General features: G+C 70.9%; 7 protein-coding genes and 1 pseudogene. 3 read left to right on the top strand and 5 right to left on the bottom strand.

Annotation, left to right across the window (positions count from 1 at the left end; all coding sequences use genetic code 11):
- Positions 1–179 precede the first annotated feature (179 nt).
- On the top strand, positions 180–2573 hold the full coding sequence (locus tag AB0H86_RS35685; protein ID WP_362448657.1) for a Tex family protein: 2394 nt from the start codon (positions 180–182) through the stop codon (positions 2571–2573).
- Positions 2574–2929: 356 nt separating this feature from the next.
- Here AB0H86_RS35685 and AB0H86_RS35690 read toward each other — a convergent pair whose 3' ends face one another.
- Both AB0H86_RS35690 and AB0H86_RS35695 read right to left on the bottom strand, forming a co-directional pair.
- Entirely contained in the window at positions 2930–4570 is a 1641-nt protein-coding gene (locus AB0H86_RS35690) for an ABC-F family ATP-binding cassette domain-containing protein (protein WP_362448660.1), read from the bottom strand.
- Positions 4571–4618: 48 nt separating this feature from the next.
- A complete protein-coding gene (locus AB0H86_RS35695; protein ID WP_362448663.1) occupies positions 4619–5644 on the bottom strand; it encodes an oxidoreductase in 1026 nt (341 codons plus the stop codon).
- A gap of 66 nt (positions 5645–5710) precedes the next feature.
- Here AB0H86_RS35695 and AB0H86_RS35700 point away from each other — a divergent pair.
- Positions 5711–5877, top strand: a pseudogene (locus AB0H86_RS35700) (amino acid oxidase); the annotation flags it as partial.
- 104 nt (positions 5878–5981) lie between these two features.
- On the opposite strand, the gene AB0H86_RS35705 reads toward AB0H86_RS35700, so the two are convergent.
- Together AB0H86_RS35705 and AB0H86_RS35710 are read right to left on the bottom strand one after the other, a co-directional pair.
- Complete coding sequence (locus AB0H86_RS35705; protein ID WP_362448666.1) at positions 5982–7226, bottom strand: M14 family metallocarboxypeptidase; 1245 nt, start codon at positions 7224–7226, stop codon at positions 5982–5984.
- Positions 7223–9178 (bottom strand): Xaa-Pro dipeptidyl-peptidase, encoded by a 1956-nt coding sequence (locus AB0H86_RS35710; protein ID WP_362448669.1) that lies wholly within the window; start codon positions 9176–9178, stop codon positions 7223–7225. Before AB0H86_RS35710 ends, AB0H86_RS35705 begins: the two co-directional genes overlap by 4 nt.
- Positions 9179–9708: 530 nt before the next feature.
- Here AB0H86_RS35710 and AB0H86_RS35715 point away from each other — a divergent pair.
- Positions 9709–10932, top strand: coding sequence for an RNA-guided endonuclease TnpB family protein (locus tag AB0H86_RS35715; RefSeq protein ID WP_362448672.1), 1224 nt, complete (start codon positions 9709–9711; stop codon positions 10930–10932).
- Between the two features lie 57 nt (positions 10933–10989).
- On the opposite strand, the gene AB0H86_RS35720 is transcribed toward AB0H86_RS35715, so the two are convergent.
- Positions 10990–12456: an amino acid permease gene (locus tag AB0H86_RS35720; protein ID WP_362448675.1), complete on the bottom strand. Its 1467-nt coding sequence runs from the start codon at positions 12454–12456 to the stop codon at positions 10990–10992.

Here is a 12456-nt window from a genome sequence, read left to right on the forward strand (position 1 = left end):
TCGCGGACCCGAGGGGATCCAAACGACACCCCCTAGCCGCGGGACGGGCCGGCGCCCGCGGCGACACACCGCGGGCGCCGGCCCGTCCCGGCCCGCCGGGAGACCGCCCTGATCCCCAGATGTCCGTGCCACCTGCCACAATTGCCGCGCAACCCCAGTGGAGAAGGCGGTACGGGATCGTGACGACACCCCTCGTAGGGTCCATCGAAGGCAGGATCGCCGAGGAACTCGGCGTACGGGAGCGGCAGGTCAAGGCTGCCGTGGAGCTGCTCGACGGCGGTTCCACGGTTCCCTTCATCGCCCGCTACCGCAAGGAAGCGACCGAGATGCTCGACGACGCGCAGCTGCGCACGCTCGAGGAGCGGCTGCGCTATCTGCGTGAGCTGGAGGAGCGGCGGACGGCGATCCTGGAATCGGTGCGCGAGCAGGGCAAGCTCACCGAGGAGCTGGAAGCGCGGATCCGGGGTGCGGAGACCAAGGCGCGCCTGGAGGACATCTACCTGCCGTTCAAGCCGAAGCGGCGCACCAAGGCGCAGATCGCGCGCGAGGCGGGCCTGGAGCCGCTGGCGGAGGGGCTGCTCGGCGACCCGAGCGTGGACCCGCTCGCCGCGGCCGCCGCGTTCGTCGACGCCGACAAGGGCGTGGCCGATCCGCAGGCCGCCCTGGACGGTGCCCGGTCGATCCTCACCGAGCGGTTCTCGGAGGACGCCGACCTGATCGGCGAGCTGCGCGAGCGCATGTGGGTGCGCGGGCGGCTGGCCGCCAAGGTCCGGGACGGCAAGGAGGAGGCGGGCGCCAAGTTCGCCGACTACTTCGACTGCGCCGAGCCGTTCACCGAGCTGCCCTCGCACCGCATCCTGGCGATGCTTCGCGGTGAGAAGGAGGAGGTCCTCGATCTCGTCCTGGAGCCGGAGGAGCCCTCCGAGCAGCCCGGCCCGTCCTCGTACGAGGGGATGGTCGCGCACCGCTTCGGCATCGCCGACCGGGGCCGTCCCGGCGACAAGTGGCTCAAGGACACCGTCCGTTGGGCCTGGCGCACCCGGCTCCTCGTGCACCTCGGCATCGACCTCAGGCTGCGGCTGCGCACGGCCGCCGAGGACGAGGCGGTGAACGTCTTCGCGGCGAACCTGCGCGACCTGCTGCTCGCCGCGCCGGCCGGCACGCGCGCGACGCTGGGACTGGACCCCGGGTTCCGTACGGGCGTGAAGGTCGCCGTCGTCGACGCCACCGGCAAGGTGGTCGCGACGGACGTCATCCACCCGCACGTCCCGGCGAACCGGTGGGACGAGGCGATCGCCAAGCTGGCGCGGCTGGCGAAGGAGCACGCGGTCGACCTGGTCGCGATCGGCAACGGCACAGCGTCCCGCGAGACCGACAAGCTCGCCGGTGAACTGATCACCAAGCACCCGGAGTTGAAGCTCACCAAGGTGATGGTGTCCGAGGCGGGCGCTTCGGTGTACTCGGCCTCCGCGTTCGCCTCGCAGGAACTGCCCGACATGGACGTGTCGCTGCGCGGCGCCGTGTCGATCGCGCGCCGGCTCCAGGACCCGCTGGCCGAGCTGGTGAAGATCGACCCGAAGTCGATCGGGGTCGGCCAGTACCAGCACGACCTGTCCGAGGTGAAGCTGTCGCGTTCGCTGGACGCGGTGGTGGAGGACTGTGTGAACGGCGTCGGAGTCGACGTCAACACGGCCTCGGCCCCGCTGCTGTCCCGGGTCTCCGGCATCACCTCGGGGCTCGCCGAGAACATCGTGGCGCACCGCGACGCCAACGGGCCCTTCAAGTCGCGCACCCAGCTGAAGGGCGTGGCGCGGCTGGGCCCGAAGGCGTACGAGCAGTGCGCGGGCTTCCTCCGTATCCGCGGCGGCGACGACCCGCTCGACGCGTCCAGCGTGCACCCCGAGGCGTATCCGGTGGTGCGGCGGATGGTGAAGACGTCCGGGCAGGAGGTCGCCTCGCTCGTCGGCAACACCGGCGTGCTGCGCTCGCTGAAGGCGCAGGAGTTCGTGGACGACACCTTCGGTCTGCCGACCGTGACAGACATCCTCAGGGAGCTGGAGAAGCCCGGACGCGACCCGCGGCCCGCATTCAAGACGGCCACCTTCAAGGACGGCGTCGAGAAGATCTCCGACCTGTCCTCCGGGATGATCCTGGAGGGCGTGGTCACGAACGTGGCCGCCTTCGGGGCGTTCATCGACGTCGGCGTCCACCAGGACGGCCTGGCGCACGTCTCCGCGCTGTCCAAGACGTTCGTCAAGGACCCACGGGACGTGGTCAAGCCCGGCGACATCGTCAAGGTGAAGGTCCTCGACATCGACATCCCGCGCAAGCGGATCTCGCTGACGCTGCGGCTCGAGGACGAGGCGGCCGGGCAGGAGCGGCAGCAGGGCTCGGGCGGCGGCGAGCGCCGGCAGCGGGGCGGGCGTCCTCCGCAGCAGCGGCAGAACCGCGGTGGCGGCGGTGGCGGTGGCGGCGGTGGCGGCTCGCGTCAGGCGCCGCCGCCCGCCAACAGCGCGATGGCCGACGCGCTGCGCCGCGCGGGGCTCACCGACCCGAACAAGGGCAAGCGCTGAGCGGCCGGGCCCGGACCGTCCGGCAACGCCGGGGTCCGGGCCCGGTCCCCTCGTAGGGTCACGTCACGTCAAAACCGCTCGGCCGGAGATCGAAGGGGACAGGCCGCGGGCCCGCGGGCGTGCGGTCGGGACGATTCCGGAGCCCTGCTGGATCTCGTACACGCTCGACACCGCCACAGGCTTCGTGACCCGTCGGCTGCGTGCGAGGGTCGCAGACCTGTACGCACCTCACGCGGAGGGAGCTCGGCGGGCGGGTCCGCTCGTCTCCCGCGGCTTCCGGAGCGACGTCGAGTTCGACGCGGACGGGTGCGTCGTCGACTGCCCGACGTCGGCGCGTCGCCCGGCCACCGGGTAGGTCAGCGCTCCGTCACCTTCCCCGCCGCCACCTCCAGGCGCCGCGTGGTGCGGACGGCGTCGAGCATCCGGCGGTCGTGGGTCACCAGGAGCAGCGTGCCCTCGTACGCGTCGAGCGCCGCCTCCAGTTGTTCGATGGCCGGCAGGTCGAGGTGGTTGGTCGGCTCGTCGAGGACCAGGAGGTTGACGCCCCGGCCCTGGAGCAGGGCCAGCGCGGCCCGGGTGCGTTCGCCCGGGGAGAGGGTCGAGGCCGGGCGCAGGACATGTTCCGCCTTGAGGCCGAACTTGGCCAGGAGGGTGCGGACTTCGGCCGGTTCGGTGTCCGGGACGGCCGCGCCGAAGGCGTCCAGCAGGGACTCCGAGCCGTGGAACAGCTTCCGGGCCTGGTCGACCTCGCCGACCAGGACCCCGGAGCCGAGGGAGGCGGAGCCGGCGTCCACCGGGACGCGGCCCAGCAGGGCGCCCAGCAGTGTGGACTTGCCCGAGCCGTTCGCGCCGGTCACCGCGATCCGGTCCGCCCAGTCGATCTGCAGGGACACCGGCCCGAGCACGAAGTCGCCGCGCCGCACCTCGGCGTCCCGCAGGGTCGCGACGACCGCGCCGGATCGCGGGGCCGCCGCGATCTCCATGCGCAGGTCCCACTCCTTGCGGGGCTCCTCGACCACGTCGAGACGCTCGATCATGCGCTGTGTCTGCCGGGCCTTCGATGCCTGCTTCTCGCTGGCCTCGCTGCGGAACTTGCGGCCGATCTTGTCGTTGTCGTTGCCCGCCTTGCGCCGGGCGTTCTTGACGCCCTTGTCCATCCACGAGCGCTGCATCTGGGCGCGACCTTCGAGCGCGGACCGCTTGTCGGCGTACTCCTCGTAGCCCTCGCGGGCATGCCGGCGCGCCACGTCCCGCTCCTCCAGATAGCCCTCGTAGCCGCCGCCGTACAGGGTGATCTGCTGCTGCGCCAGGTCGAGTTCGAGGACCTTGGTGACCGTGCGGGTGAGGAACTCGCGGTCGTGGCTGACCACGACGGTGCCGGCGCGCAGGCCGCTCACAAAGCGTTCGAGGCGCTCCAGGCCGTCCAGGTCGAGGTCGTTGGTCGGCTCGTCGAGGAGGAAGACGTCGTAGCGGGACAGGAGCAGCGAGGCCAGTCCGGCTCGTGCGGCCTGGCCGCCGGACAGGGCCGTCATCGGCTGGTCCAGGTCCACGGTCAGGCCGAGCGAGTCGGCGACCTCCTCGGCCCGCTCGTCCAGGTCGGCGCCGCCGAGGCCGAGCCATCGCTCCAGGCTCGTGGCGTACGCGTCGTCCGCGCCCGGTGCTCCGTCGACGAGGGCCTGGGTGGCCTCGTCCATCACCCGCTGGGCCTCGGCCACGCCGGTGCGGCGGGCCAGGAACTCTCGCACGGTCTCCCCCGGCCGGCGTTCCGGCTCCTGCGGCAGATGCCCGACGGTCGCCGTCGGCGGCGACAGCCTGAGCTCCCCCTCCTCCGGCGCGGTCAGCCCGGCGAGCAGCCTGAGCAGGGTGGACTTGCCGGCGCCGTTGGCTCCGACCAGCCCGATCACATCGCCGGGCGCGACGACGAGGTCGAGCCCGGCGAACAGGGAGCGGTCGCCGTGCCCGGCGGTGAGGTTCTTGGCGACGAGAGTGGCAGTCATCAGACCGTCGATCCTAGTGGGCGACCTCGGCGGCCCGCGCCCCGGTTCTCAGTGCGCCATCGCCTCCACCAGCACGCTCCCCGAGGTGCGCGCCACCACGAAGGACTCCCCCTTCACCGCCCTGGCGTCCAGGGCGATGCGGTGGCGGCCCGGTTCCAGAACGCCGTCGAAGAGCTCGTGGGTGTGGGTGCGGTAGAGGCGGTCGAGGCGGTACGCGGTGAGGCGGACCCGGCACGGGGAGGTGACCTCGACGCCCGCCTCGCCGTCGGCGGCGACCAGGCGGGTGAGGCGGCGCCGCTCCACCGGGCTGCCGTCCAGGGCGTGCTCGATCTGGGCGACGAGGAGGGGCACGATCGGGGCGAGGCCGTCGACGTAGGCGACCTCCACACCGGCCTGTGCGAAGGAGTGGCGTACGGCGGCACGTTCCTCCGGGCCGACCGCGCGGCCGAAGGCGACGGCGCCGTAGCCGCGCAGTTCGTCGGCGGGGACGTCGTGTGCGTCGTGGGTGATGTCGGCGCCGATGCCGATGGTGCGCAGTGCGGCGGCGAGCTTGGCCAGCACGGCGACGCGGGCGCCGATCAGCAGGACCCGGCGGCGGTGTGCGGCGGGTGAGGCAGCGTCCAGCAGGGCGGCCAGCGCCGTCCGGTACTCGGCGCCGTGGAAACGGAAGGGGCCGATGCCGTGGTAGCCGTTGAGCTCCAGGTCGGCGCGTTCGTCCGTCTGCCAGGCGAAGTCCCGCCAGATGAAGTCGTCACCGTCGTGTTCGATCACCGCGGTGACGGCACCGCACGCCAGGTCCTCGCACTCGGGGCAGCCGTAGACGACGTAGCGGCCGTCGGGCAGCGGCGCCCCGGTCTCCAGGAGCAGGCTGCGGACCTGGGCGGTGAAGATCGCGGGTGGCACGTCGGAGGCGAGCGGGGAGACGGCGTCGAGGTCGGAGAGCTGGAAGAGGAGCGGGCGTCCGTCGACGATGAAGTCCACGAAGTCCCGGTGTACCTGGTAGCCACCGTCGGCGAGGACTCCACCGGCACGCATCGCCGGTGCCAGGCCGAAGGTCGCGTATGCGGCAGACATGCTGTGAGTATCCCCAGAACGGGACCAGTATGAGCACGGCATGACATATTCCGCCAACGTCCCTGTGTGGACGGTGGGTTGAGGGCCGATGTCGTGGTGGTCGGCGGCGGTGTGATCGGGCTGACGACGGCCGTGCTGCCGGCCGAGCGCGGCCGGCGGTGCGGCGGGTGCGGCGGGTGCGGGTGTGGACGCGGGATCCGGGCGAGCGGACCGCCTCGGCGGTCGCCGGGGCATGGTCCGGGGCCTCCCCGTCGCCACTGGACGGTGGCCTGGGGATGCGCGAGGGAGGCGGCGGAACTGGCCGCCGCCTCCCTCCCGCAGGGCCGGTCGGGCGGGGTCAGCAGTCGGTGACCGCCTCGCCTGCCGTGAGGTGGTAGGGGGCACGTTCGTCGAGGAGCAGCGGGACGAGGGCGCGCAGGGACTGGCGGAGCGGGACGTAGGTGCCCTTCGTCCGCACTCCGTGCAGGGCGAGTGCGTCCTTCACCTCGGCGTACTGGTCGGCGGTGAGCCGGTAGCCGCAGGGCGGGTCCTGGATCACCTCGGCCGGTTCCGGCGGGTCGTTGTCGGCGCCGCCGAGGTAGACGGGTCCGGCGTCGGCGTGACCGGTGCGTCGGGCCGAGTCCGTCACCGCCTCGACCCGGGCCCGGCGTTCGTCGGTGAACCGCACCAGGCCTTTGAGGGCGGCCAGTTGGGAGTCGACCCGGCGTCGGTTGTTGACCGCTTCCGGGACATCCGCGAGCGGCTCGATCCGGCTCTCGATGAGCAGGCCGAGCGCGTGCTTGACGCCGGACATGTTCCGCAGGATGCGTTCCTGTCCGTCCCCGGCGACCTGCCGGATCGGCTCGCCGGTGACCGGGTCGGTCCAGATGCCGTACGTGCCGGTCGAGTGGCCGGCGCTCTGTGCGGCGGGGCGGACGTACGCCTCGGACAGGGTCCGGGCCTCGTCGTGGACGGCCGCGTCCGTGTTGAGGTTGCGCGGCCACAGGTCGAAGAGGTCCTTGTCGTAGTACGGGGGTGTGGCGCCGTACTCGTGCAAGTCGTAGATCACGTCGGGGTGTTGGTCCCGGATGACCGCGGCCGCCGCGCGTGCCTCGGCGGTCTGCAGGGCGAGGTGGTCGCGGTTGACGTCGACTCCGTCGCTGTTGCCGCGGGTGTCGGCGGCGCGGCCGTCGGGATTGGCGGTCGGGACGACGAGCAGGGTGGTGCGTTCCAGGAAGCGGCGGGTCGGGCGGTCCTTCGCGTACGCCAGGTCGCGGATCGTGGTCAGGCAGGCCTCGCGGCCGGACGGTTCGTCGCCGTGCTGGCTGCACACGAGCAGCACCTTGTTCGAGGCGTGCCCGGCGCCGATCCGGACGAGTTGGAGAGGGCGGCCCTGCTTCGTCGTCCCGATGGGGGCGACGGAGACATGTGCGCTCGCCCGGTCGACGGCGGCGAGGAAGGTCTGTTCCTCGGGCTGGGACGTCCAGCGGGCGCCGTTCGACTGCTCGAAGCCGGTGCGGGGCGCCTGCTCCGTGGCGGCCGCGGGTACCGCGACCAGGGAGGCGGCCAGGGCCGCGGTCGTGAGGGTCAGGGCGCGGATCATCGGCCTCCCCCCGGGACGCGCTGGGTGCCGCGCGGCACGGTCACGCCGTCGAGGGTGGTGGCCTCGGGTGCCGCGGTCGCGGCGCCGGCGGTGGCTCGGGCGAAGGCGGCCGTTCCGCCGACGAACGGGACACGGGCCGAGGTCCGGGACAGGTCGAGGGTGAGCGTGGGCCTGGTGGACGGCGGGTCGATGAGGTCCTTGTCGGTGCCCGCGACGATCAGCGCGAGGCGGTGTCCGGCCGGCACGACGTGGTCGGTGGCGCCCAGGTCGAGGGTGATCGTGTACGCCTTGCCCGGGGTGAGCGGACGGCCCTTCCCCTCGGACGCGTGGTTTCCGAGGTCGGCCCAGCCGCGGCTGACGACCGTCTGGTCGACGGCGGTGGTCTTCGCCCGCGTCTCCTTGAAGCAGGCGCTGTCGCCGGTGGTGCTCGCGCCCCAGCAGGTGCGGTCGGTGAGCGTGGTGATGCCCTCGCCGGCGGCGCCGTAGTCACGGATGGTGTCGGGGCCGAGGTCCACCAGGACGGCCGACAGGTGGGCCGTGGTGGTGGTCGGGGTGGCGGTGACGGTGACCTCGGAGGAGCCGGACAGGCGCAGGTCGCGGGTGAGCGGTCCGGTGGTGAAGCCCGCCTTGTCCGGGGTCGAACTGTCGATCCGGGCGGCCCAGTCGGTCTCGCTCAGCTGCGGGTCGTCGGTGAAGGTCTCGGTACCGGTGCCCTTGCGCAGGCCGAGCGTGCCGACGCCTTCCTGGCCGCCCTCGGCGGGGCGCAGGGTCGTGGCGCTGGTGCCGCGCGGCGGCCAGGCCTTGGAGGTGGCCCACTGGTCGGGGTGGCGTTCGATGTCGGCCACGGGTTCGCGGTCGATGCCGTTGTCGTAGCCGAGGAGTTCGTGGTCGAACCAGCGGTGCAGGGTGTCGACCCAGGTGGCGCGGCGGAAGTCGAACGGGTCGACATGGCCGGTCTGGGAGAGCCAGATCTTGCGCTCGACGCCGTTCTTCGCGAGTGCGTCCCACCACGGACCGACGTGCTGCGTACGGACGTTGAGGTCCTGCATGCCGTGGATCAGGAAGACGCTCGCCGTCACCTTGGAGGCGGCCTTGACGTAGTCGCGTTCGGCCCACAGCGGGGTCAGGTCGCCGGAGCGCGGGGCCCCGTCGACGAGTTTCTGCTGGACGGCGGCGCACTTGGCGCGGGCGTCGGGGCTGTCGACGTAGTCGGACAGCCAGTCGGGGCCGGAGTCGTAGAGGGGGGCGCCCTTGGAGAAGTAGTAGTCGTACCAGGTGGAGATGGCGCTGATCGGCACGATGGTCTTCAGGCCCTTGACGCCGGTGGCGGCGACGCCGTTGGCGATGGTGCCGTCCCAGCTCTTGCCGATCATGCCGGTTCTGCCGTTGGTCCAGGTCGCCTCGGCGCGGGCGTTGCCGGTGCGGGTGGTGTAGGCCTTGCCGCGGCCGTTCAGCCAGTCGACGACGGCCTTCGCGGACTGGATGTCGGAGCGTCCGCCGACGTCCACGCAGCCGTCGGAGCGGTTGGTGCCGGCGAGGTCGACTCCGACGAAGGCGTAGCCGCGGGGCACGAAGTAGTTGTCGTAGAACAGTGGCGCCTGGACGACGTTGCCCTGGGCGTCGTAGGTCTTGAGCTGGCTCTCGTTGCCGCGTCCGCAGCAGGAGTAGTACGGGCTGGCGTCCATGATCACGGGCACCTTGCGGCCCTGCTGGGCGGGTTCGCGCGGGCGGACTATGTCGGCGGCGACGCGGTCGGTCCTCCCGTCGCCGTCGCCGTCGAGTCCGGTGTCCACCCAGACGGCTTCGCGGACGGCGTTCTCGTACGAGTAGACGGGCCGGCTCTCGCGCGGGGCGGGGTGGGCCACGGCCGGGGTGAGGAGGGCGGCCGTCAGGGCTGCGACGGCCACCGAGGCGAGCGATCTCCAGGTCGTGAAGCGCATGGGTGTCGGCATGCGCGGGACGGTACATCGGTCAACTCCCGTGCAGAAGAGGGCAATCACGCGCGTGTGATGCGCAAGGTGTCTCCGGAACGGGACTCATGACGGCCGAATGGCATTCGTGTGACAGCGGTGACCGTGGACAGGCCTGTGCCCACAGGGACTGAATAGGCTGCGAACAGACCTGGTATCCCTACGACTTGGAGCTTTCGTGCACCGCAGAATCTTCGCGCCGGGCGCGGTCGCCGCGGCCAGCCCCTTGGCCGCGACGGCGGGTGGCCATGGAGTCGGTGACGGGCACCGGCACTAGTCGGTCGACCTGCGTGACCCGCCGCTTCGCGACGTAGCAGGTCGACCCGTGACCTGCTATCGGGATTCATTCGCAGTGCTCTGGCGTTCACGCCGGGGGTGGAGCGAATCTGATGGTTGCGACGCGGAGCGTCGCGGTGTCCTTCCGGCGGAGCCGGACTGTGGCGGGAGCGGTGAGGGTTCGTACGAATGTTCCGTCGTGACGGTGTGTGTGCGAGATGTTTAGTGTAATCGTCATGCAGCTCAGGTACAGCTTCCGCCTGTACCCGGACACCGGCCAGCAGACCGCGTTGGCGAAGGCGTTCGGGTGTGCCCGCGTCGTGTTCAACGACGCGGTCCGCGCCCGTGAGGACGCCCGCAAGGCCGAGCAGCCGTTCCCGAAGGCAGGCGAGCTGTCCACGCGCCTGATCACCGAAGCCAAGCGGACAGCGGAACGGTCCTGGCTGGGCGAGGTCTCCGCCGTCGTCCTCCAGCAGTCCCTGCGGGACGCCGAGACCGCTTACCGCAACTTCTTCGCCTCCCTCAAGGGAACCCGCAAGGGCCCCAGGACCGGCCCGCCCCGCTTCAAGTCCCGCAAGGACGCCCGGCAGTCGATCCGGTTCACCGCCAACGCCCGCTGGAACATCACCGACAGTGGCCGTCTGACCCTGCCGAAGATCGGTGCGGTGAAGGTGAAGTGGTCCCGCACGCTGCCCACCATCCCCACCTCCGTCACCGTCATCAAAGACGCGGCCGGACGGTACTTCGCCTCCTTCGTCATCGACACCGACCCCGCCGCCGACACGACACGGATGCCCGAAACCGACCACACCATCGGCATCGATCTCGGCCTCACACACTTCGCGGTCCTCTCCGACGGCACGAAGATCGACTCCCCCCGCTTCCTTCGGCGCGCGGAGAAGAAACTGAAGAAGGCCCAGCAGGAGCTGTCCCGCAAGCAGAAGGGAAGCAAGAACCGCGCCAAGGCCCGCCTGAAGGTCGCCCGCGCCCACGCCAAGGTCACTGACGCCCGCCACGAGTTCCACCACCAGCTCTCCACCAGGCTGATCTCCGAGAACCAAGGGATCGCCGTGGAAGACCTGTCGGTGGCGGGACTGGCACGCACCAGGCTGGCCAAGAGCGTGCACGACGCCGGATGGTCATCGTTCCTCAGCATGCTGGAGTACAAAGCGGCCCGGTACGGCCGCACCCTGGTCAGGATCGGCCGGTTCACACCGACCTCCCAGACCTGCTCCACCTGCGGCGCCAAGGACGGGCCCAAACCCCTGAGCATCAGGGAGTGGACCTGTAGCGCCTGCGGCACCGTCCACGACCGGGACATCAACGCCGCGATCAACGTGAAGACGGCCGCCGGACTGGCGGCATCGGCCTGCGGAGCGCCGGTAAGACCAGGAGCAATCCCGGCACAGCGCGAAGAAACAGGAAGCCACGGATTCTCGACCGAACCCTGTGCCGCGTAGCAGCACAGGGTTCGGTCGAGAAGGCCAGAATCCTCGGGCTTCAACCCGAGGTGCAAGTCAATTCGTGAAGTCCGACAGTTCCCTGTCCGCCGTCTCCGACACCCGGCGGCGGACGGCGAACCATCCTCCGATCAGCAGCAGGCCGATCACCGGGATGAGGAAGAGGGTCTTGCGGCCGACCCCGGGGTCGTTCCACATCATCGCCAGGCAGGCCAGGAGGAAGGCGATCGTGGTGATCTCCGTGACCGGGCTGAACGGGAGGCGGAAGGAGGGGCGGGTCACCAGGCCCGTCCGCGCGCGGCGGACGAAGACGAGGTGGCAGATCATGATGATGACCCAGGTGCTGATGATGCCGAGCGAGGCGATGTTCAGCACGATCTCGAAGGCCTGGCTCGGCATGAGGTAGTTCAGGCCGACGCCGAGCACGCACACCGCGCAGGTCAGCAGGATGCCGCCGTACGGCACCTGACTGCGGTTCATCCGGGCGGTGAACTTCGGTGCCGAGCCCGCCATGGCCATGGAACGCAGGATGCGGCCGGTGGAGTACAGGCCGGAGTTGAGGGACGACATCGCGGCGGTGAGGACCACCAGGTTCATCACGTCGCCCGCGGCCGGGACACCGATCTTCGACAGGACGGTGACGAAGGGGCTCTCGTCGGCCGAGTAGAGCGAGCCGGGCAGGAGGAGGGCCATGAGGACGACGGAACCGACGTAGAAGAGGCCGACGCGCCACATGATCGAGTTCACCGCGCGCGGGACGACCTTCTCCGGCTCGGCGGTCTCGCCGGCGGCGACACCGACCAACTCCAGGGCGGCGTAGGCGAAGATCACGCCCTGCATCACGAGGACGACGGGCATCAGGCCGTGCGGGAACACACCGCCGTTGTCGGTGATCACGCCGGTGCCCGGTGTCCGTCCGCCCACCTCGTGCTGGGTGGCCAGCAGGAAGATGCCGATCAGCATGAAGCCGACGAGGGTGGCGACCTTGATGATCGCGAACCAGAACTCCATCTCGCCGAAGATCTTCACCGAGATCAGGTTCACCACCAGGACCACCGCGAGGGCGATCAGCGCGAGCACCCACTGCGGGATGTCGGTGAACAGGCTCCAGTAGTGCGTGTAGAGCGCGATCGCGGTGATGTCGGCGATACCGGTCGTCGACCAGTTCAGGAAGTACATCCAGCCGGCGACGTACGCGCCCTTCTCCCCCAGGAACTCCCGCGCGTACGACACGAACGAGCCGGAGGAGGGGCGGTAGAGGACCAGTTCTCCGAGCGCCCTGACCACGAAGAAGGCGAAGACCCCGCAGACCAGGTAGGCCAGCGCGAGCGCCGGGCCCGCGTCGCGCAGACGGCCGCCGGCGCCCAGGAAGAGTCCGGTGCCGATCGCGCCGCCGATGGCGATCATGTTGACGTGGCGGGCCTTGAGATCCTTGCTGTAGCCGGCGTCGCCCGCGTCCGCGGGCACCTGGCCCACGTCGGTGCGGGAGGCGGCCTGTGCCGATTGCGCGGCGTCCTTGCTCAC

Origin of the sequence: Streptomyces sp. NPDC050997, from assembly GCF_040660135.1 — a bacterium.
In the GTDB taxonomy this organism is placed as follows: Bacteria; Actinomycetota; Actinomycetes; order Streptomycetales; family Streptomycetaceae; genus Streptomyces.

Coding starts and splice junctions, on each gene's coding strand:
- AB0H86_RS35690 (WP_362448660.1), bottom strand. CDS start 4,570: ATGACTGCCACTCTCGTCGCCAAGAACCTCACCGCCGGGCACGGCGAC.
- AB0H86_RS35695 (WP_362448663.1), bottom strand. CDS start 5,644: ATGTCTGCCGCATACGCGACCTTCGGCCTGGCACCGGCGATGCGTGCC.
- AB0H86_RS35705 (WP_362448666.1), bottom strand. CDS start 7,226: ATGATCCGCGCCCTGACCCTCACGACCGCGGCCCTGGCCGCCTCCCTG.
- AB0H86_RS35710 (WP_362448669.1), bottom strand. CDS start 9,178: ATGCCGACACCCATGCGCTTCACGACCTGGAGATCGCTCGCCTCGGTG.
- AB0H86_RS35715 (WP_362448672.1), top strand. CDS start 9,709: ATGCAGCTCAGGTACAGCTTCCGCCTGTACCCGGACACCGGCCAGCAG.